The 22411-nt window shown below is 43.8% G+C and carries 20 protein-coding genes; 3 read left to right on the top strand and 17 right to left on the bottom strand.

Annotated elements, in window-relative coordinates; all coding sequences use genetic code 11:
• Nucleotides 1–182: 182 nt before the first annotated feature.
• The 6 genes from pbfA to ACWNM1_RS17130 are packed head-to-tail and all read right to left on the bottom strand — an operon-like array spanning nucleotide 183 to nucleotide 6875.
• Nucleotides 183–1538, bottom strand: a complete 1356-nt coding sequence (pbfA, locus tag ACWNM1_RS17155; protein ID WP_449601861.1) for a (R)-1-hydroxy-2-aminoethylphosphonate ammonia-lyase — start codon at nucleotides 1536–1538, stop codon at nucleotides 183–185.
• Nucleotides 1528–2343, bottom strand: coding sequence for a phosphonoacetaldehyde hydrolase (gene phnX / locus ACWNM1_RS17150; protein WP_449601860.1), 816 nt, complete (start codon nucleotides 2341–2343; stop codon nucleotides 1528–1530). Before phnX ends, pbfA begins: the two co-directional genes overlap by 11 nt.
• Entirely contained in the window at nucleotides 2340–3434 is a 1095-nt protein-coding gene (gene phnW / locus ACWNM1_RS17145; RefSeq protein WP_449601859.1) for a 2-aminoethylphosphonate--pyruvate transaminase, read from the bottom strand. Before phnW ends, phnX begins: the two co-directional genes overlap by 4 nt.
• 28 nt (nucleotides 3435–3462) lie before the next feature.
• Complete coding sequence (locus ACWNM1_RS17140) at nucleotides 3463–4464, bottom strand: extracellular solute-binding protein (RefSeq protein ID WP_449601858.1); 1002 nt, start codon at nucleotides 4462–4464, stop codon at nucleotides 3463–3465.
• Between the two features lie 46 nt (nucleotides 4465–4510).
• On the bottom strand, nucleotides 4511–6130 hold the full coding sequence (locus tag ACWNM1_RS17135) for an ABC transporter permease subunit (RefSeq protein ID WP_449601857.1): 1620 nt from the start codon (nucleotides 6128–6130) through the stop codon (nucleotides 4511–4513).
• Nucleotides 6123–6875, bottom strand: coding sequence for an ABC transporter ATP-binding protein (locus ACWNM1_RS17130; protein WP_339269226.1), 753 nt, complete (start codon nucleotides 6873–6875; stop codon nucleotides 6123–6125). Before ACWNM1_RS17130 ends, ACWNM1_RS17135 begins: the two co-directional genes overlap by 8 nt.
• Nucleotides 6876–7084: 209 nt before the next feature.
• Here ACWNM1_RS17130 and ACWNM1_RS17125 point away from each other — a divergent pair, with 209 nt between their 5' ends.
• Nucleotides 7085–7846 (top strand): DeoR/GlpR family DNA-binding transcription regulator, encoded by a 762-nt coding sequence (locus tag ACWNM1_RS17125; RefSeq protein ID WP_149645227.1) that lies wholly within the window; start codon nucleotides 7085–7087, stop codon nucleotides 7844–7846.
• A 443-nt stretch (nucleotides 7847–8289) separates the two neighbouring features.
• Nucleotides 8290–9747, top strand: coding sequence for a methyl-accepting chemotaxis protein (locus ACWNM1_RS17120; protein WP_449601856.1), 1458 nt, complete (start codon nucleotides 8290–8292; stop codon nucleotides 9745–9747).
• A 552-nt stretch (nucleotides 9748–10299) separates the two neighbouring features.
• Here ACWNM1_RS17120 and ACWNM1_RS17115 read toward each other — a convergent pair.
• The 11 genes from ACWNM1_RS17115 to ACWNM1_RS17065 form a co-directional block, all read right to left on the bottom strand.
• The gene (locus ACWNM1_RS17115; RefSeq protein ID WP_449601854.1) at nucleotides 10300–12528 is read right to left on the bottom strand and encodes a Tex family protein; all 2229 of its coding nucleotides are present in this window, start codon (nucleotides 12526–12528) and stop codon (nucleotides 10300–10302) included.
• Between the two features lie 118 nt (nucleotides 12529–12646).
• Entirely contained in the window at nucleotides 12647–13876 is a 1230-nt protein-coding gene (locus tag ACWNM1_RS17110) for an MFS transporter (RefSeq protein ID WP_449601853.1), read from the bottom strand.
• Between the two features lie 143 nt (nucleotides 13877–14019).
• On the bottom strand, nucleotides 14020–14628 hold the full coding sequence (locus ACWNM1_RS17105) for a TetR/AcrR family transcriptional regulator (RefSeq protein WP_449601852.1): 609 nt from the start codon (nucleotides 14626–14628) through the stop codon (nucleotides 14020–14022).
• Between the two features lie 156 nt (nucleotides 14629–14784).
• Nucleotides 14785–15135: a type II toxin-antitoxin system PemK/MazF family toxin gene (locus tag ACWNM1_RS17100; protein ID WP_042124727.1), complete on the bottom strand. Its 351-nt coding sequence runs from the start codon at nucleotides 15133–15135 to the stop codon at nucleotides 14785–14787.
• 3 nt (nucleotides 15136–15138) lie between these two features.
• Nucleotides 15139–15420, bottom strand: a complete 282-nt coding sequence (locus ACWNM1_RS17095) for a CopG family ribbon-helix-helix protein (protein WP_025698676.1) — start codon at nucleotides 15418–15420, stop codon at nucleotides 15139–15141.
• Nucleotides 15421–15634: 214 nt separating this feature from the next.
• The gene (alr, locus tag ACWNM1_RS17090; RefSeq protein WP_449601851.1) at nucleotides 15635–16816 is read right to left on the bottom strand and encodes an alanine racemase; all 1182 of its coding nucleotides are present in this window, start codon (nucleotides 16814–16816) and stop codon (nucleotides 15635–15637) included.
• A gap of 216 nt (nucleotides 16817–17032) precedes the next feature.
• Nucleotides 17033–18118 (bottom strand): LolA family protein, encoded by a 1086-nt coding sequence (locus ACWNM1_RS17085; RefSeq protein ID WP_094872533.1) that lies wholly within the window; start codon nucleotides 18116–18118, stop codon nucleotides 17033–17035.
• A 234-nt stretch (nucleotides 18119–18352) separates the two neighbouring features.
• On the bottom strand, nucleotides 18353–18526 hold the full coding sequence (locus ACWNM1_RS17080) for an aspartyl-phosphate phosphatase Spo0E family protein (protein ID WP_076284026.1): 174 nt from the start codon (nucleotides 18524–18526) through the stop codon (nucleotides 18353–18355).
• A gap of 122 nt (nucleotides 18527–18648) precedes the next feature.
• Nucleotides 18649–20049, bottom strand: a complete 1401-nt coding sequence (locus tag ACWNM1_RS17075) for a helix-turn-helix domain-containing protein (RefSeq protein WP_449601849.1) — start codon at nucleotides 20047–20049, stop codon at nucleotides 18649–18651.
• A 256-nt stretch (nucleotides 20050–20305) separates the two neighbouring features.
• On the bottom strand, nucleotides 20306–21064 hold the full coding sequence (locus tag ACWNM1_RS17070; protein WP_449601847.1) for a DUF3600 domain-containing protein: 759 nt from the start codon (nucleotides 21062–21064) through the stop codon (nucleotides 20306–20308).
• Nucleotides 21051–21638, bottom strand: a complete 588-nt coding sequence (locus ACWNM1_RS17065) for a sigma-70 family RNA polymerase sigma factor (protein ID WP_449601846.1) — start codon at nucleotides 21636–21638, stop codon at nucleotides 21051–21053. Before ACWNM1_RS17065 ends, ACWNM1_RS17070 begins: the two co-directional genes overlap by 14 nt.
• A 328-nt stretch (nucleotides 21639–21966) precedes the next feature.
• On the opposite strand from ACWNM1_RS17065, the gene ACWNM1_RS17060 reads away from it, so the two are divergent.
• Nucleotides 21967–22386 (top strand): MarR family winged helix-turn-helix transcriptional regulator, encoded by a 420-nt coding sequence (locus tag ACWNM1_RS17060; RefSeq protein WP_449601845.1) that lies wholly within the window; start codon nucleotides 21967–21969, stop codon nucleotides 22384–22386.
• Nucleotides 22387–22411 lie beyond the last annotated feature (25 nt).

The following is a 22411-nucleotide window of genomic DNA, read 5'->3' as shown; positions in this document are numbered from 1 at the left end:
CATACCGTTTGCTTCGCCTGCTCCAACGTGACCTAAATATTTCCCTAGTAATAGCCATTATTTCAACTGTTACTCTAAACTTACCCAAAAAGAGCAGGTCCTTCACTCCTTAAACGACAAAAAAGGCTCCTTCGACCCCATCTACGGAGCGGAAGAAACCTGCTTTGAAGCTTGCCTATCTCTCAACTATATTTACACAATCCTTCATCCAGAAGATTAACAGCAAAAGTTAATTGCTCTTCAGATACAATAAGCGGAGGATGCCAGGTGATGCAGTTCCCTCCTGCCAATTTAAAAGAAAGACCCTTCTCCAAGCAATAATACAGTACTCGCTCAGCTAATTCCTCATTCTTCTGTTTAGTCTCTCTGGACTTCACAAGTTCAATAGAAATCAGTAGTCCAGCAATACGGACATCTCCTATGCAAAGATGTTTAGCCGACAGAGTCTCAAGCTTTTCTCTTACAAATTCAGACCTGCTGATACATTGTTCCTGCAGATTTAAGTCATCGATATAATCGATGGTAGCACAGATCGCTGCACTTCCTAACGCCGGTTTCTCATGGGTATAGTGCCCTAAAGAAATATCCCCCGCACAATCATATTGCGCTCTGGTAAGCACCGCTGCTTGCGGGATCACCCCTCCACCTAACCCTTTTCCGAGCACGAGGATATCCGGTTCGATCTCGAAATTCTGATGGACGTAGAACCTTCCGCTTCGCATCATCGCTGTAGGAATCTCATCAAAAATCAGCAGAATCCCATATTCATCACATATTTTTCTTAATCTTGTGAAATAGGAGATAGGCGGAATATGCGTATCCGTCGCCCGAATAGGCTCAAGTAAGATCGCCCCAATCTCTCCCTCATGCTGAATCATATACTCCAGATAATCGAGGCAGAAGGTAGCAACTGCTTCATGGGAATGACTTCCCAGCAGGTTGCGGTATGCGTTAAAAGGAATGGCTTTCAGCATTCCCGGCATTTGCGGGCCCATGTCCTTTTTAAACACGTATTCTCCTCCGACAGCGATCGTGTCCAGCCCCGCGCCATGAAAGGACTCCCACATGGAGATGACCTTATGCTTCCCCGTCCATTTGCGAGCAATCTTAAGGGCCAGACCTACAGCTGCACTTCCGGAAGGCGTAAATAATACTTTATAGTCCTTTGAGGTCGTTTTGTTGATTAAAGCTTCTGCAGCTTTCACCGCAATATCTGCCGTAAATCTTCTTGGAATGAACGGTAGCTCATCGAGCTGTTTTTTCACAGCTTCAGTTACGTAAGAATTCTTATAGCCAATCTGATGAATGCTATTTCCATGAAAATCAAGATATTTGCGTCCATTCACATCTGTGATATAACATCCCTCAGCATCTACGATACTGTTCAAGCACGGCGTTGACATGGATTGTCGCATATATGCACGCTCGTCCGCTTCGATCCTATCTATACTCACAGCGCTTAACTGGGTCATCCACTCTGTCCGCAAGGGGCTAAAATTGATGTCCCCTTCTCTTTTTAGCTCATGATTATCTCGCATAAGGTCTGATTCCTTGAGAAATCAGTACATTGATTCGCCCAATCAGCTGTGGAAGCTCACTCATCGATAGAATCGTAAAGTCTGCCCCATTTTGAATAAAAGAGGTTTGTGTTGCAGAGATCACCGTTTCCTTCTCGGCGTCTGAAAGTGCATTGAAATCGTCCTCGCTTAATCCCATTTCTGAGCTTCCAATGATAACACCTACAGACCAGACGCCAGCATTCACACCTTCTTGAATGTCAGAAACCGTATCGCCTACCTTAACAACCTTCCAAGCTGCGGATAGCTTTAAGGCTTCCATATTATGATAAATCATATAAGGATAAGGTCTTCCCAAGGAATGGGTTCCATCCGGAGTGATTACGTAATCAGGCTGATAGCCCTTCCGAGCGGCATTCGGAATCACAACATCCATCATGGACTCTGTGTATCCAGTGGTCGAACCAATCTTTAGTCCTTGGTTTCTTAGCACTTGGACGGTCTCAATGACCTCTGGAATCACATCGGTATATTCAGCTAAGGATGCCATCAAGGCCGGTTCGAATTCAGCATACAAGTTCTCTACATCCTGTTCAGTAAAAGCTCTGCCAAACTTCTCTTCCCACAATGCAGCCACTCTTGACATGGATAACATCGCGCGGATATGATCTATTTTCAGCATCCCCATGGGTGCTCTTGCTTCCTGCATCGTAACTTCAATTCCGGCTTCCCGAAAAATATCAAGGAACACATTCACCGGTGCAAAGCAGCCAAAATCTACCGCTGTTCCTGCCCAGTCCAGAATTACGCCTTCAATTTGATTCATTGTGTCATTCCTCCCATGTATGCTTCGATAATATTACATAAGTTCTGAATATCTTCTTCGTAAATCTCACCAATATTCCCAATCCGGAAGGTGTCGTGCTCCGTTAATTTGCCTGGGTAGAGGACGTAGCCTTTTTCTTTCACATATTCATAGAAATCTTCAAAGCTGAATGTCTCGTTCGGAAAAAGAAAGGTGGTTATAATAGGAGACTGCTTATCGTCTGTGATATACGCCTCTATTCCTATTCTCGCAAGTCTTTCTCTCAGTACGCGGTTATTATTCTGGTATCTTGCTGCCCTTGCAGGAATGCCGCCTTCTTCGATCAGTTCTTCAATCGCTTTCGAAAATGCAGCGACTACATGGGTCGGAGACGTATAGCGCCATTTCCCATCTGCGTCCATCGCCATCCATTGATCGTATAGATCAAGTGATAGACTACGTGCATTCCCTTTACATGTGAGCAGCTTATCCAGCTTTGCAATGACAAACCCAAATCCCGGAACACCCTGAATACATTTATTGGCGCTGCTGATTAAATAGTCAATTTCAAGCCCAGGTACATCAATCTCTATTCCACCGAAGCTGCTCATCGCGTCGATAATTAATGTTTTATCGTAGGCTTTTGCCAGTTGTGAGATCATCTCAAGCGGGTTAAGAATCCCTGTCGTCGTCTCGCAATGCACCATCGCAATGTGCGTAATGGCTGGATCCTCTTTAAGAATCCCTCTAAGCTCTGCCTCTTGGGGGAATTCATTATATAGGACACTATACACACGATAATGGAGTCCGATATATTCCGCCATTTGCACAATACGTTCTCCGTAGGCACCGTTTGTAATAATCAAAAGCTTATCATCCGCTGAAATCGCCGTAGTCAGCACAGATTCCACTGCAAACGTACCACTACCCTGCATGAGCACTGCCGTATATTCATCGTTCGTTGCCCTTGCCAAATCCAGAAGTCTGGATCTGATTTGTTGTGTAATGTTCTTATAGTCCTGGTCCCAAGTACAACGGTCAAAGAGCATTTGCTCTTTGACCGTGTTAGTAGTTGTCAATGGACCGGGTGTCAGCAATTTATAGTTGTTCATGGCCCTTCACTCCTTGTTCTAATCTTATTTATTTCGCTTCTTTAAAGAATTGTTGATGTTGCTCCAGCAGTTCCACAGTCAACGGCTTAACAAATTTCATACTGTGTGCAGGCTTATGGATATCACTAACCGTTTCATCTTTATATAGAGCCACTGGGTAATTTGTAATTAAGTCTTTTCTAGCCTCTTTAATAATCGTTTCTGCCATTTTCATAGCCAGCTCTGTTGTTGCATCGTCTTTTTTCACCACGGCTACGGATTCTGTAAGCGAGAAGTTACCTTCCGTTGGATCTACATAGTCAATCGGTGCGCCTTCTTCTTTAGCTAATACTGCCTGATGACGAAGTCCAAAGCCTGCAGCCACTTCTCCTGCTTTTACCTTTTTAATCGGACCGGAACCGGAGCTTTCCAGATGTGGGCCTACATTAGCAACTAAATCATGCAGAACCGTTTTACCTTCTTCTTCCCCGTATTGCGAAATAATCGCCTGAACCAACAACCAGCCTGTCGAAGAGTCCATAATGTTCGGAACAGATACCAAGCCTTTAAATTCTGGTTTTGTTAAATCCTTAATGGACGTTGGCATCGCCAAGCCCTTATCTTTAAGCACCGCTGTGTTTACAAAAATAGCACCGGTATTCGCCAAAATCGGCGTATAATACGCTGGATACGAATCTAGCGCGTTAGTTGTAAACGATAGGTCTTTAAACATGCTGTGATTCTCTTGCGCACTTTCTACAAAATAAGAGCTCATCGTGATCAGGTTAGCCTCAATTTTGTCTCCCTCTGCCATCAGCTTTCCACCCAGCTCAGAAGTGCCCAAGGATTGAAAGAGATATTGCCCTTCGTACCCCGCACCTTTTAGCGCAGTCTCCATAGAGGCTACAGCTTCTTCATCCGCATTGGTCAAAATCACTACTTTACTCGCATCACCCGCTGCTTTATTTCCACAACCTGCTAATGTAAACACCAAACTCAAAGCCACGATAGACAACATAATTCCTTTGAATCCCTTAATTCTCTTAGACATAATTTCTCCCTCACTTTAACTGGTTTAGTTATATTAAAATCGTTAATTAACGAGAGTTTGACTGCCGTTTCTGGAGATAGTCACCTAGGAGCTTAATGATAAGGTTGGTGCAAAAGATCAGGATGGATAGGACAAACACCTCATTAAATTTGGCGAAATGCTGCAGCTCTTTTATTTTGCTGGCCACTACCGAGGTTTGGGCCGTCACTAGAAAGATAATTCCGCTAATGGTCACCATCGCATTGATAAAATAGTAGCTGACCATCTCGATCACCGTGGATGCAGAGTTCGGTAGAATGACCCGGCGGATCGTCTGCAGCCAGCTGTCACCTAATAACTCAGCAGTGGTTTCCCACGATGGATTCATTTTCGCCAGAGAGTTCTTTGCCATCAAATAAGGAGTCGTAAAGTAATGAACAAGGGTGCAGAGCACAAGAATCGTAAAGGTTCCTTTGAGACTGCTGTTATTGAACAGAAGTAGATACGACAGACCAAGGACCATACCCGGTACCGTGTTCGTCACCATCGATAGGATGTCAAAAGTCGCTTTCCCTTTTATAGGCGTTCGCACATTGATGATAGCCGCAGCATAAGCCACGATCGTACCTACGATTGCCGTCAGTCCTGCTACGAGCAAGGAATTTTTATATACATTGATTAAATCGCTTGATTGAAAAACATCCACAAAATGCTTGAATGTAAACGTAAGATCATAAGGATAGCCATTCATCAGTGGTGCAACGAACATGACTGCAAATACAGCCAGTAGCCCGATTAGAATCACGGATGAGATTAGTCCAAGAACCGAATCTCTGCCTTTATTCGGGATCATCTCGATTTCAGTCACCTTGTCATAATGGAAATTGAATTTTTCAAGATACGTTAACAGCACAACCCCGAACGCCGCCGGTATTAACATCAGTACAGCAATAACTGCCCCATTGTTGAAATCCGGTATAGCCCCAAGCATGACCTGATACAGCTGAGTAGCAACCACGTTATACGTCCCCCCCACCGATGCAGGGATCCCAAAATCCGTGAAGCTTAGGATAAAAGAAAGAACAAACGCCCCTCCCAAAGTGCCCCACAAAGGCCGAACGACCGTGTTCATGAAGCTTCGCAGCGTCCCATCCCCCATAAGCTTGGATACGACGATGAACTTTTTATCAATGTACTTGAACGAATTATGAATCAGCAGGAAAGCAGAAGGTAAGGTATAAATTACGTAGCCTATCAACAGACCATTAAATCCATAAATCTCGAATAAATTCCGTCCGAAGATTTTAGTAATCAGTCCCTGGTTGCCAAAAGAGTACATTATCGCAAACCCGTAAGTAATTGTAGGCAGCAGCATAGGAATCAGAATTCCAGTTCTAATGATGCTTTTTAACGGGCGATAAATTCTTGTACAGTGGATAGAATAGGCTAGGATAAAAGCTAGAACCGTCGTGATGAGTGCCGTAACACCGGAGACCTTCATACTATTTCCGATGGACTCTCGAATCTCTTGATCTTTCAGAATGGTGAGATAATTGGATACCGAATAACCTTGGCCCGTTTCAAACGAGCGGATAAATAAAACTGCCAGTGGCAAGATCAGGAAAATGATAAATAACAATACGATCGGGATAAAAATGATCCGCATTTCCGGTTTAGCTTTAGGCATAATGTTCACCGAACAGGTTATAGATATTTTCCCGTTTCACTTGCAGTTGCCCCAGAATAAATTCTTTTACAAAATCATTGCTAGGTTGTTGAATGATCTCTTGAGGTGTTCCAAATTGGGCAATATGACCTTGATTAATGATGAGAATTTTATCCGACAGGGTTAACGCCTCTTCCGGGTCATGGGTGACGATAATCGTCGTAAGCTTATATTCTCTGGCGATGGATTTAATCCGAGCTTTAATAGATTCCTTGATGATACCATCCAATGCGCTTAGAGGTTCATCGAGCAGTAATAATTTGGGCTTCATTACGAGTGTTCTTGCCAAAGCCACCCTTTGCTTCTGCCCACCCGATAGAGCGCCGATCTTCTTCGTTAAATGCGGCTTTAATTCCAGAAACTCGATATACTCCTGAACCTCATGCTCCGACGTTAATCCCTTTTTATTTTTCAGACCATAAACGATATTTTCGTAAGCATTAAGGTTGGGGAAGAGCGCATAATCCTGGAACACTATATTAAATCCGCGTTTCTTCATGGGTACATTGCTTAAATCTTGATCATTAAAAATGATTTGCCCCTGCTCCATCTTTGAAAGTCCCAAGATGATGTTTAGCAAGGTGGTTTTGCCACTCCCGCTGGGGCCGAGTAAGGAGACAATTTCCCCTGCTTGGATGTCTAGACTAATATCCTCTAGAACAACCTTGTTATCGTAATGCTTGCTTATGTTTTGTAATTTAAGCAAAGGTTCCACCTCCTCAAGTACAACCTCAGTATAAAAAGGTTTTGTTTTTGAGGATAAACAGTTACGTAAAATGTATGTAAATTATAAATAAGTTATGAGTATATTATAAGTATATCATGACTAACTTAGAAAGGAGTAGTTGCTACCCTATATTAATCCCTTTATACTTCAACTATCGAAAGCGATATAAACTTTGAATGGGTGATTACATGTTTCCACTGGAAAGACAAAAGAAAATCATAGAAATCTTAATGTTCAAAAAGGTTCAGAAGCTGCCGGAGCTAGCAGAAGAGCTTAATATTTCTATCGATACCCTTCGCAGAGATATCAACCTGCTGGACAAGCAAGGGAAGATCAAGAAGATTTATGGTGGAATTAAACTGGTGGAATCGGAGTTTGCTGAATCTCCAATGGATGCGCGGATGGTCGGTCACTTAGAGGAAAAGAAAATGATCGCCCAAAAGTGCAGCGAATATATCAACGATGGGGATTGCATCTATCTGGACAGCGGCTCTACCACCTATCAGATCGCCAAATATATCAAGAACAAAAAGAATCTCACGGTCATTACGAACTCCATTCCTGTGGTAAACGAGCTTATGAACAGTGCGGTTGAGCTTATTATCATTGGCGGAAAGGTCCGACTAAATGAGCAGTCTGTCATTGCATATGATTATCTATTTAATTTCAGTGAATTAAATATCCTTAAGGCTTTTATTTGCGCAAGCGGCATTACCCTTGAAAAAGGCATCTCCGACTATAACCTGGAGGAAGCTCAAACGCGCAAAAAAATTATCGATCTCTCCAAAGAAGTTTATGTTGCCGCTGACCATACTAAATTCGGGAAAGATGTGACCATCGGCATCGCCTCACTCGATAAAATTGGATACATTATTACCGACCGTAATATAGATCGAAGCTTCCAGCAGAAGTTTAAAACCAAACGCACGAGCTTGATAATTGCGGAATAATAGCTTTATCATTCTGACGATCACAAACGTAATAACGCTTCTCCCGATATTTGAGAAGCGTTATTTTGCATGTTTGCCCAAGCATCATTTTCTCCATGCCGCGAAGCGCACTCTCCGATTCAGAAAACCGATACCCTCATAGACAATTAGGGAATATGTCCCTATAATTCAGTGATTATTGCGCTACACACTACTAATTAGGGAGAACCTCCCTATAATTCAGCAGATTCGTTAGCAAATATAGAAATCACCCCAATTTTTAGGGATAAATTCCCTTATTCCATCGATTTTATGCAATTATCGACTACTTTCAGGGAGTTTTTCCCTAATTACTTTTCCAAACATCATTTTCTGAACATCCCTGAACTTAACATCATAGACATCATTTCGTGAATCTCTTAAACTAAAAAATCAGAAGTACTATTACATTATGGAGTGTGAATATGCCCTTGAATCAGATGTCCGAATTACACCAGAGAAACAAATTAATTATTTACTTGTTTTGGGGCTGTTTGTTGTTCGGTTCAATTTCGCTTTACAGATTTCCACAAACAATCATGGCGATTATATCAGCAGCGGTCCCTCTTGGATTATTGTGTACGGTACTAATTTGGAAACGTGTGGCTACAACCTATATTATGTACATAACAGCTATTGGGTTTAATATCATTACATACTTCTACATCGATGCAGGGGCAAACATCATTAGTACGTTAATTCTATATTGGGGTCTAGGCATCGTATCCCTCTATCACAACTATCGCCCATTGCTCCTTAATGGTGTGATAGCTTGCATCTTACTCAACTATTTTCTGATGACCAAACCCGCTTTCGAATCCGTTGATGCCTTAAGTGTTAACGTTTTTCTCATCATGATGATACTGGTTCTGATCTATCAGAGTCAGATTGGTACGAAAATGTTCAAAAATATGTCTAAGAGCAGCAACGAAGCTGAACGTGCCAGAGCGGAAATGGAGACCATCCTTACAGGTGTTACTGAATCCGTAGGAGTTCTGAGTCACTCTAGTAATCTAATGCATAACAACGTACTGACAACAGATCGAATTTCCAAAGAAGTCGTAACCGCCTTCCAAGAGATAGCTAGTGGAGTAGAATCACAAGCACAGAGTGTTAGCGATATCTCAAATGCTATGCAGCAGTTAAACGAATCAGCTATGCAGGCAAATGCCGCCTCCGTCTCCATGAGCAATAGAAGCCGTGAAACGGATCAAATTACGCAAGAGGGGCAAGATGAAATCATTCGCTTAACTGGAACTATGTCTGAAGTTACGGATATCGTAACGAGTACTGCTGGCTTGATGACACAAATGAATGAAGAAAATCAGAAGATTGAATCGATTGTTTCCAGCATCGTAGGCATTGCTGAGCAGACCAATCTTTTATCGCTAAATGCTTCTATTGAAGCCGCTCATGCGGGGGAACACGGCAAAGGTTTCGCAGTCGTATCCAATGAAATCCGAAAGTTGGCACAGAGCTCCCACAATGCATCCGCGGACATTGCCCGGATTCTCAGAAGCATTCAAAATAATATTGCGCGGGTTGGCGATATGGTTTCTAACGGGTTGCTAGTTGTAGAATCAGGTAGAAATTCCACTGGTGATATCGCTCGATTATTCGAGGGCATTCGAAATAATACACACCAGGTGCTTGAACAAGCAGAAGACCTGAAGGATAGGAGCGATCATATCCGGCATGCATCCACCCTTGTACTGGGCGAAGTTAATTCAGTGGCTGCAATCACCGAAGAGAATACCGCAGCTATTGAACAAGTCCTCGCTAGCGCTGAGGTCCAGCAACAACATGTTTCTGAAACGGTGATTAGCATCAGCAATCTGAATGAGTTAGCTTTTAAGTTAGACAAACTAACCAAATCCTCTTAAGCCAGGAAAAAGAATTTACTCCTGTGTAGCCAAGAACTTTGCTTAGGTGATAAGTGATATAAGGAAAATCTCCCTATAAATTAGGTCTAATCTATCATTATGACTAGGTTATACGGAAATCCTCCCTATAAAACGGAGAATTTCCTTAAATACAACTATTTTAGTCGAGATATAAGGAGAAATTCCCTAAACTCTATCATAGTAACCTTCAATGAAAGAATTATAGGGAGATATTCCCCATAGTTCTAGTGGATTGACCCTGAAGAGGTTTACGTACGGACGAACGCGTAGAACGCAGCTCCTATAAATAACTAAATCACCCTAACCACATCTAGCGACTCTTCTGTGACCAGGGCTTGAAGCAGCATAATACCAAAACGCAATGAGGTACATTCAGAATCCGCTGGTGTTATCCATATTTTTCACATTGCATAATTTAAAAAAACAGTGGCAGTTCAGGACCTACTTTCCGTCCATGAATGCCACTGTTTTACTGTTGGAGATTGTATACTGCTTATTTCCATGATCAATGGAGCAGTTCTTACTCCATAGTTATTTCACACTTCCTGCCTCAACACGCGGCGGACGCATGGTCAGGCTGACCCGGCCCTTCTTCAGGTCAACACCCATCACCCAGACGGTGACATTGTCTCCTACGGAGACAACGTCCATCGGGTGCTTCACAAAGCTGCCGCTGAGCTGGGATATATGCACCAGCCCATCGTTCTTGATCCCGATATCGACGAATGCGCCGAAATCGATCACGTTGCGGACGGTTCCCTGCATTTCCATGCCGGGAACCAGATCCTCGATCTTCAGCACGTCGGTGCGGAAGATCGGCAACGGCAGCTCCTCGCGCGGATCGCGGCCCGGACGCTGCAAGCTCTCCAGGATGTCGCGAAGCGTAGGCACGCCGACATCCAGCTTCACAGCCAGCTCCTCGGCATTTTGTGCCTCCAGCTGTGAAGCCACTTCTTTGCTGCCAAGCTTATTTACATCTAGGCTTAGCTCGCGGAACAAGCGATCCACCACCGGATATGACTCGGGGTGAATGGGTGTGCGATCCAAGGTGTTGTCTCCACCTGGAATCCGCAGGAAGCCGATACATTGCTCATAGGACTTCGCACCCAGACGAGGGACCTTTTGTAGCTGCTTCCGAGTCGTGAACTTACCGTTCTCTTCACGGAATTTAACGATATTCTTAGCAATCGTCCCGTTAACGCCAGCCACATAAGAGAGCAAGGCTGGAGATGCCGTATTCACATCTACACCCACATGGTTAACCGCCGATTCCACGACAGCCTTAAGACTCTCTTCCAGATGCTTCTGGGAGACGTCATGCTGATACTGACCCACACCGATAGCTTTCGGATCGATCTTCACCAGCTCCGCCAGCGGGTCCTGCACACGGCGGGCGATAGAAGCTGCACTACGCTCTGCTACATCCAGATCCGGGAACTCCTCCTGCGCCAGCTTGGAAGCAGAATAGACACTCGCACCAGCCTCATTAACGATCAGGTAAGCCAGCTCTGGATCGCCAATTTCGGCGATCACTTCTGCCGTAAATTGCTCGGTCTCACGAGAGCCTGTCCCATTTCCGATCACGATGAGCTGAATGCCATATTTAGCGATTAGTTCTTTAAATTTAGCAGCAGCTTCAATTTTCTTGTTGTTCGGCGGCGTAGGATAGGTCACGGCTACTTCAAGCAGCTTACCAGTATCGTCTACGACGGCCAGCTTACAGCCGGTACGATAGGCAGGGTCAACACCCAGCACACATCGTCCCTTAACGGGTGGCTGCAGCAGCAAGCTGCGTAGATTACCAGAGAAGATCGAGATCGCTTGATTCTCGCCCCGCTCGGTCATCTCCCCACGAACCTCACGCTCCACAGAAGGAGCAATCAGACGCTTGTAGGCATCCTCAGTCACTGCCTCCAGCAGTTCCTTCACTGGGGATGGGCCTTTAATGATTTTCCGCGCAATGTAAGCATGAATTTTGTCAGTGACAACCTCAATGCCTACCTTCAGTATATTCTCCCGCTCCCCGCGATTAATGGCGAGAATTCGGTGAGGTGGCATCTTGTGTACAGGCTCACGGTAGCTATAGTAGTTCTCGTATACGGATTCCTGCTCTGCATCCTTAGCTTCAGACACAAGGATGCCCTGACTTGCCGTATATTGCCGAACCCAAGAGCGGATCGCAGGATCATCTGCAATGTTCTCGGCGATGATATCCAGTGCACCTTGAAGCGCTTGATCTGCGGTCTCCACTCCTTTTTCAGCATCTATATATTTCGTAGCCTCAGTTTGTGGGTCACCTTGTCTTTGCTGCTCCATCATCCAATTTGCAAGCGGCTCTAAGCCTTTTTCCTTCGCAACACTAGCACGAGTCTTACGCTTCTGACGGAAAGGACGATACAAGTCCTCCACTTCCTGCAGCTTGACCGCATTGGAGATTTGTTCATGAAGTTCTTTGGTCAGCTTGCCCTGCTCTTCAATATTGCGGATAACGTCTTTCTTACGTTCGCCCAAATTGCGAAGATAAGCCAGGCGCTCTTCAATATCACGCAGCGCATTCTCGTCCAGCTCACCCGTCATTTCTTTCCGGTATCTGGCGATGAACGGAATCGTATTCCCCTCATCCAGCAGTCCAACCGTTGTACGCACCTGCTTCAGGCTAATGTTCAATTCCTTGGCAATCGCTACAGTAATCAATTCCTGCTCCCGCTGTGCGGCCGCCTCTTCCGTAATGACTCCCGTATTGCTGTTATCTACCGTCATTAGTATCCCTCTTCCCGTACACAATCTGCTTATACAATTCTTGTTCTCATAACTAAAATAGTATCACAGATCGGCTCTGTTCCAAAGTCCAGCCTAGAGAGGAGGTAGATTGGGTGGTTTACGCACGTTGTCCCATTCCCCTTTTTCCAGAACTAAGTGACAACATAAAACATAATGCTAGAACAAACGCCGCTGCCACATATGGAAAGTTAATACTTAGATCAAAAAGATACCCTGCAACGATAGGCCCTGCGATATTTCCAAGACTCGTATAAGCAGAGTTCATCCCTGCTACGAAGCCTTGCTGCGTTTCCCCCGCCATCTTGGATAACTGGGTGCCTACCGCGGGTCGAAGAATATCCATAGCCAAGAATACGACAAAGGTAATCGCGCAGATCGCCCAGAAGCCACTTACAAACAGCGTCAACAGAATAAACATTGCAGCAGTTATAAGGCAAGTGGAGATTACCTTATTCTCGCCGAATTTATTCAGAATCCAGCCAAACGCGGACACCTGCACCACAGCACCGGCGATCGAGCCAAAGGTAATCACAAAAGCAATATCTTTAGGGGTAAAGCCAAATTTATGGTCCACGAACAATCCGAACACCGTTTCATAGTTAGCCAATCCAAAAGCCATAACAAATACAATAATTAACCCGAAAAAGTAAGGTTCACGATAAGAACGCATCAATTGCGTGAAGAAGCTCTCCTGATTATTTTTAGATAGCTTCGCTTCCATCCGTTTCTCTACAGACAGAGACTCAGGCAAGATCAAAATTGTGATTAGAGCTGCGATCCCAGCCGCACCGGCCGCACAGAAAAAGGGTACCCGCATGCCAAGCTCAGCAAGATAACCGCCAATTCCTGGACCGATAATAAATCCGGTAGTAATGGCTGCGTTAATAAGCCCCATGCCTTTCGCTCTCTCTTCAAAAGAGGTCGTGTCCGCTACATAAGCCATAACTGCTGGCATAATTAACGCAGCGCCTACACCACCGAGCAGTCTTGAAACGAACAAGAGCCAGGACACATTCGCCAGACCAAAGAGCAGCTCTGAAAAAGCAAACACGATCAGACCCGCAACGATCACTTTTTTTCGGCCAATTCTGTCGGATAACCTGCCCGCGAATGGCGATACCAATAATTGGGCAAGGGAGAATGAAGCCACTAAAAGCCCAACGGTACTTCCTGTGATCCCAAGTTCATTCATGTAAGTAGGCATGATAGGGACTACAAGTCCGATCCCTGTAAAAGCAAGAAAAATATTAAGCATAACAAGTAGCATAGCGCCCCTGTTTCTAAGTAGTAATGACATTGTGTTAACCTCCGTAGCTTCTAAAGCCAAGTCTTCAAATAGTTTCTCTGTAGAGACCGACCATCCGGTCTAAATTATAGCCAAAAAAATAGTCCTTCCATTTCCGGTGCCTTTAAGAAGCTTCAGCCTTCTTGATTCCTGAATGTAAAGCTCCTTTCAAGCCCCATTATATCTTATCCCGTATATATCCCTTGCAATAATAATCGTACTGATTCCCGGTAATATTTTTTGATATCATCCGGAGTCTTTTCAGGAATAGAACATTCAGCAGCTCTTCCGATCCCTTCGAGCATACCATTTACAATAATCACATAATCTTCTAAGTCACCCTTAATAAAATACCCCGTGTCCATGCCTTCCTTCAGAAGATCACGACACGCATGCGAGGCAGCCTCATATAAATGAGCAAGCCGCTTAGTGATATCCTCCGGATGAGCTCTGCTTCTTGAGAATTCCTCAAGCGCCCGAATCAACGGATTCTGAAAATCATTTGCGTAGTGCTCGGCTAAAGCATATAAACGCTCCTGAACACCAACAATTTCCTTCTTCTTATCATCCCACGCCTGTAACCACTGCACCGTATCCTCTTCTACCACATATAGAAAAAGTTCATCCTTGCTCGGAAAATGATGATATAAGCTGCCTTTACTAACATTCGAGGCTACGCAAACTTCATTCATGGTTACAGCTGCATACCCCTTCTGAACAAACAGCTGTGTGGCTTTAAGTACAATTCGTTTCTTTGTTTCTTCTCCGTCTGAACGTCCTCTGATTCTAAGCACCTCCTAAACCGACCGTACGGTCTAATACTATCAGATCATTTTGTAAAAGTGAACCCCTAATCCTTTTTTACTATGAGTTCGTAAAAATGCACATCAAAAGACGCCCGGATTCGTACCCGAGCGCCTATCTCATGGATTATCTATAACCCTGGGTGATTAAAAATCAATCAGTCCGAGGCTGATTTGCAGCGAATCATCCACCTTCTTCATAGTCTCATCATCAAGGTGGGTGATCTTGTCAGTTAAGCGTTGTTTGTCAATCGTCCTAACCTGCTCGAGCAGTATAACAGAATCTCTGTCAAAGCCATGAGCTGCTGCGTCAATTTCCACATGCGTAGGTAATTTAGCCTTCTGGATTTGGGCCGTGATTGCGGCCACAATTACCGTCGGGCTAAAGCGATTGCCAATATCATTCTGGATTACCAGTACTGGCCTTACTCCGCCTTGCTCAGAACCTACAACCGGCGAAAGATCAGCAAAAAAAACATCGCCACGTTTAACGATCAATGTCTACACCCCGCTTACTAAGCGGCCAAGAGTGCTGTCTGCATCTTCCTCCGCGAGGAACGCCTCGCATGCCATGGTCAAGTTGATCTTAGCCATTTCCATGTAGCCGCGCTGCATGGACTCCCGGATAGAACGTTTCCTCCGTTCGCTCAAATACAGCTTCATGGCCTGCCTAATCAATTCACTCCGGTTGGAATTCTCCAATTGAACAATTCCGTCCACTTCCTGCAAGAGATGATCGGGCAAGCTGATCATGATTCTTTTGGTGTTCTGCAAATTGGCCACCTTCTCTTCCACCCCCACAAACCTTCTGCCCTTGTGTTCCAGTGTTGCAATATACAAGGAATTTTATACAAGGAATATATGCCGCCAGTATATCAAGTATGCTGCATCCCATTATAAACTAGAAATGGCGGTTCGTATAGGCTTTTAGTCATATCTCCTAAAACGATACAATTCCTTCTATTTTCTCCCTTGAATAACATCACTGTCAAGAACTTTAAGATTGTAACAGAGCATTTACTAATTTAGGAAGTGTGCCTTCACGGATATAAACGCGCGGCACCCGATGAGCCAGCATGCAAATTACCTCGTAGTGAATCGTTCCAAGATGGAGAGCCAACTCGTCTGCCGTGACCATCACGTCAGCTTGACGGCCGATGAGTACAACTTCTTCGCCTGCTTTAATTTGTTCCGCTTCTTCAGCGAAAGATTTGAGTGATACCATACACTGATCCATGCAGATTGTTCCGACGACAGGAACGCGGCGTCCACGTATTAACACCTCCGCTTTGCCAGTTAGCATGCGGGAATATCCATCTGCGTACCCCACAGGTAACGTTGCGATAATCTCCTCGCTGTCTGTGAAGTACCGAGTGCCGTAGCTGACGCCCCAATGAGAAGGCAGGCTCTTCACATATACAACCTGCGTCTTCAGCGTCATTACCGGATGTAGTTCTACCAGCTGACGGTTTACCTCAGTTGAGGGATAAAATCCGTACAAGCTGATGCCTACCCGCACCATGTTGCTGGATAAATAAGGTGAATCAATGGCCGTAGCGCTATTGCCCGTATGTATGATCGGGATCTGAATGTTCTGCTCCCGCAGCGTTTCCGCCACGCTCATGAACCGTCGATGCTGTTCCAGTGTATAGCTTTTGTCTAGTTCGTCTGCCTTGGCAAAATGGGTAAACATACCCTCCAGCTCCGCCTGCGCAACAGACTGCACTTCAGAGATAAATGCAGGTGCGTCAGCTGGTAAAAGACCCAGTCGCCCCATCCCGCTATCAATCTTGATATGCACCTTCAGCCGATGTCCCGGATCTATAGGAAGCTGTCTAACAGCCTCTAATACTTCCGGTGTGAACAGTGTTACAGTTACATGGTTCTCCCAGGCAACGGCTATTCCTTCAGGAGAAGTGTAGCCAAGCACCAGTATAGGAATCAGTATTCCCGCCTGACGCAGCTCCAATGCTTCATCCAAAAAAGCCACACTAACATAATCTGCTCCGAGTCTTTCCAGTTCCCGTGTCACTTCCACTGCTCCATGGCCGTACGCATTTCCTTTGACGCATCCCATAAACTTTGTCTCTGCCGGCAAGTAGCGGCGAAAGGCTTCGTAATTGGCACGCAATTCATCCAGATTAATTTCGGCTACTGTCGGTCGATAGCTTGCTTGCACTTCAAAGTCACCTTCTTACGTTGTAGTAAAACGTCATAGCTGTAATAATCATTGTCTTAGTACTCATGGTAATGCTACGGAAGGTGGCTGTCAATGTGAGCTCAGTTATCTTTTCGCTTCAGTTCAAAGCGGCTGGAGCGCTGGCAAATATAGAAAGGCGGATACTACGTTGTAGAGGAAAGAATCCCACAAAACGCAGTATCCGCCTACTTTATATTATTTACCCGATTGTGCCTCCATAGAAGCGGCAATTTGCATCATTTCGTTAACAGGAAGATTAGCACTTGTAATTCGATACTCTATACCCTCAGACATCCAAGTCAAAGTCTGCTGCTCATCACCACTCAGAAGTCCTGCGGTAAAACCAAGATCTATCAGCGTGCCAGGAGCCAATGCTACTGCACGATCCAATGGACGGGCTTCCATAATGGTGTATTGATAAACCCCGTCATACCGGATGAGAACAGCATGATCCTTGTTCCCCTCCATTTTATGGGAGTCCTTCAACTCGACACCTGCAGGAACGTACCCAGGTTCGATAATACCAAAGTCACCCAGCTCAGCAGCGACAGGTTGCCCCTCCTGCTCCTGACCCTCAGGAACTACAACCGGATTTCCATTTTCGTCAACCTGAGCGACTGTACTTTCTGAAGCAGCACCTGTAGTCATATTCTTTTGCATATCAAAGGAATCCTTAGTGAAATCTGTATCGAATTTAAAGGTGTCAAACTTCACGTCTACAACTACCTTGGCTTCAGAATCAGAGACTTGAACCTGTTTAGGCTCATAAGTCTTTTTATCCAGCCAAATCTTCTGCCGCACAAGAGCATTGCTCTGATAATTCGCAGCTACCTCAAACACATAGTTATCTCCATCTTCCACAAATTGACGATTGTTATCTGAGACGATGCCCCGAACTAGTGTCTGATACAAATAAACCTGACCTTGATTGTCCGGCCAATCACTCTGGAAGCGGAAGCTCTTATTCATACTTGGTGTAAGTACGAACACTCCCTCATCATTACGAAGCACGATCTGCGTAATATCCTTCTGTACATTCGCCAAGCTGATCCGGTAATAAGAAGGGTTCTTGTACCATACCTCTACCTTATACTCCTGCGGCTGCTCGCCGGTGAATAGGGTCATAATGCCTGAAGCTTGGTACGTTCCCTGCTTACTCTCCAACTTGTCGGCCACATTGTTCAAATCCTTGACCACGGAAGCGGCATCCTTCTTCCCGCACCCCGTCATCACCAGGGCCACGCTCATAATGATCGCGAGTACCCATATTGTCCGGCGCATGACATCATCCCCTTAAACTGTTTTGAATGCATTGATTAGTACATGTCTATGAGGGACTTGGCCGCAATATGCAGACGGGCATGACAAGCTGGGAGTTAGATTTATTTTTTAGGAACATACAAACAAAAAAAGCCCACGCATAGCGCTGGCTTTATGTTTTATACAGAAATGTAATAACATTATGTAGGTCTTATCTTTTGAATAGAGAGAAAATTATACGATCAGTTTCTTGTTTCAACTCTCATTATCACTATGTATTGCTTTATTGTACTGATTGATTAATTCATCCAACCTCATCGACTGTCTGATCACATTTGGATGTAACAATCCACCGTATTCCCTTTCCATTAAATAAAGTTTGGCTCTAGCACCCTCTATTCTCTTTTGGATAATTTCTGGATTATTCATTACACTACCTCCTCAAATTAATATACTAGAGGTATATGTCAAATTCTATATTTTACAAATAAGTGCAGTACTATAAAGAAATGATTCTAATAAATACTAGAAGGAAGGTAATAATTACCTTACTATGCACTGCTAACAACAAAGCCATTTTTCTTTTCGTTGATTCGCTGCACCTTACTAATTAGGTTTCGGTATTCTTTTTGCGTTTCTAAAGATACCGTATGACGAAGCTCTTCGAACATTCCAACACATTTTATAATACATGATTCACTATTGATTTTTACTGAATGTTCTAAACTTTCCATTATATACTTTATACTAATCTCATATTTATTTCTTCTTATATAATAAAACGCTATCTCAGCCATCAAGTTGGTATATCTATCTTCGAAGATTTGTTGATTATAGGATCTAATCTCTAGCTGATGATGATCTCTACAATCTGATATTTTCCCCTCAAACTGCAGAAGAATATCATCCACGTTAAATTGGTAGTAATTAGCCGCTTGAAGGATTTTGAACAGACCTGAGAGGATCTCTTCCTCCCTTTGTTCAAGGTATGCCACATATTCAGGCAGCACCGTTATATCCCCTTTTAAAATTCTCAGCAAGCTAATATTAGCCCGTGCCCACTCCATACATTGATTCATAAGCTGCAAAGCTTCTTCCGTGTCTTCCCGAATCCAGTTCATATCCATATACATGTTAACATAATGTAAAGCCCTATCATAATCTCCTAGCTCTCTATAAACTACTGAACGTAACATGTAAGAGTATTGAATATATGAGAATAGTGGTATTTCAGGTTCCTTTTGAAGCCTGCTTTTTCTGGCACGGTCGTATTTAGCATGATATTGGATTGTTGCTTTATTCCCCATTTCCTTAGCCATTGCCATTACCTTATCCCAATGTCGTAAAGCACTATATGTATTCGCCAAATCTTTCAGCGCATCAAGCTGGTCCACCTCATCAAGCCGGTTAACAAACCCTTCAAATTGCACAGCTGCTCGCAAATTAGCATCCCGATCTTCACCCAAAGCGATCGTGAATAGCCTGTATTGGCAAAGGGCCAGCCGCTCTGAATGTTGATACTTCTCACTCTCAGCCACACTCTGATATAACATCGCTGCTGCTTTGTGCTTCCCTAGCGTAAAAAAATCTTCTGCAGTATCAAATAACGAAGGCGTATAAGATAAGCTATCCATCATGATCCCAACTACCCGTGCAATACTTTCCAGCTTATCCAGCTCTGCACAGCGATATAGAAATGGCCGAAGACGTCTCCAATTCGGATTGGAGTGAACAAAACACTCATCCACATACAAATCATAGTAGCAGCCTTCTTCTAATCCCATACCTTCTGTAATCCGATCTAATTGTTGCATGGCTATTGGGCGATTCCCATTGATGATATTACTGATCGTGCCTGAATTTACCTTAGACACCTCTGCGAACTGATTGATCGTTATCCCCTGCTTCTTGAGATAGTCTGCCAGTTCTGCACGAATGGTCATCTGCTTCATGATCAAAGCCACCTTCCGCCAACATAATTCATAGATAAGCAAATAGCATTTTAATAAATATATGTCTAATTATTCCAGTGGTCAAATACTTTTTTTCTATTCCTTTTCATTATGCAATTATTCGGTGATCAATGTATAGACTTTAGATTAGTAAAAGATAAAAACCACCAGAATACAAGGTGTAATAGACCTTTTCTGATGGTTTTTCTTATGATATTGCTATCAATAGTTATTCAATACATGCATTTAAATTCAACTAAGAGCTAGGTTTAATCATCATATTCAGCTTTTTAATATAAGGGTCTAGCGTTTCAATTAACTTCTCTTGGTTTTGAATCTCCTCTTTCGAAAGCCGATCCATATGAACACTACCATCTGCATCAAATACCTTAGCATCATAGCTTTGTAAGTCTATGATTAATCGTTCGATCTCCTCAAACTCTTTTTTAGTAAGCCTCTGTTCAGCTTTTTCAAGCAAGCCATTCCAGAAAGCATCACGATCTACAGATTGCACTGATTTCTTTGATGTTTTCGCTTCATTTATTTGTTCGAAATATGGTTCAAGCTTAGCCTGTAACTCTTTATATGCCTTCTGGTCCTTCACACCTAACTGTTCTAGGTGAAAGACGCCTTCAGCATCGGCCATTTGCAGATTATAAGATCCCAATTCCTCTAGTAAGGACATCAGCTTTGTGAATTCCTCTTCGTCAAAGCTTTGCTTCGCGTTTTGCAGTTTGGCTTCAAGCCTGTCATATTGTTGCTGGGTTACTCCTATCGTAGCAGCAGTTGCTGGGGATCCATACATGTTGTCTGCCAAATAATGATATCCGGCATAAGCTCCAGTAGGAATCAATAGTGCAGCCGCCATAATACTTGCCACGAGCCATTTCTTCATATGTCCTCCCCCTTGTTTGGCTACGGCCCTATTTAATATTTGCTCCTTCAGTTCCGGTGGGGCACTTATATTTCTCGCCTCTTCCTGCAGAACTGTCCGTAACTCTTCATTGAAATTCATGCAGGTCCTCCACCTTTCCCTTAAAAAGAGTATGATTGTCTGGCTTCTGACGAAGCTTCTGCAGTGCAGCGTGAATACGGGATTTCACGGTTCCGAGCGGAATACCTAGTATCACAGCACTTTCTTCCTGTGAATATTCGTTTAAATAATGCAGAATAATCACCTGCTTCAGCTTAAATGGAAGACGATCTACACTTGCTAGCAGGCGGCGGTTAGATAACCTGTCCACGACATCACTCGTGAAATCATGCTCCAGCATTAGATCTGTTTGTTCTACTTTTTTTACCATTCGGAGATGCGTCCATCTCTTTCTTCGATAGGCATGAATTTGCCGCATGACCACTCCCATCAGCCAAGGCTTAAAGGGGCGGTTTACGTCAAATTGTTCAAGAGAACGGTGCACCTGAATGTAAATCTCCTGAACGATATCATCCACATCGGAGGTTTCGCGAACGAGGAAATGAACGGTCTGATACACATCCTGGATCGTTGCTTCATATAGCTCACCATATGCTTCATGACTGCCGGCTAGCGTAAGCGCAATGAGCTGAGAATATTCATTTGGATGTTTCATCCCTCTCAATCCCTCCTTCGGTCTTACACTATATATTGGTAAATCAAAGAGATATCGTTCGATTTATTTTAACGAATTTAACCCAGCCTTTGAGCTGCATCAGGTTCAAGTGGTTTGACCGCCGCAATGGACCAAGCACCACGCGCTCTGGCATCACTCAAACTCTCCTTTCCCGCTAAATTTACTTAGCTAAGTAAATTCGCCTGTTAATACGCAATAATTCCAATTCTATTACAAGATACTAAAAAGAAAGAGAAAACCCCTTAACTTGACAAGCTTATTATAGCTTCTATATATTTTAGGAACTAAAGTAAATTGGAGCGTGGCTATGAGCACAGAGCAAGATAAACAATATGCTATCCATAAGGTTATGGAATCTATGGCAAATGTGCAGCAGAAATCCCAGTTCTTCATTGATATGATCACCAAGCAGGAGACCCTGACTCACAATCAGATCCTACTGCTGTTCCAGCTCAGGCTTATAGGTAGCTTGAACATTACTGACATCTCCGAACGATTCATTATTACACCAGGAGCCGCTTCCTCGATGTGCGATAAGTTGGAAGATGCCGGTCTTATCGAACGTGTGCGGACGAAGGAGGATCGCAGAGTCGTCAATATTGTCCTTACAGAACAAGGGAATCAGCGGATTCTCCATATCTTTGAAGCCTTTCCTACCTCGGATTTGGATAAAATCTCAGGAACCTTAGAACAAATAAATGTGCTAATGGATAAAATGATGAACTAAAAGCTTTTGGGTTATATATGCTGCC

The sequence above is a fragment of the Paenibacillus sp. Marseille-Q9583 genome (genome assembly GCF_976954365.1).
Note: the sequence above shows the minus strand (reverse complement) of the source record. Positions and strands in the feature narration are given on the sequence as shown.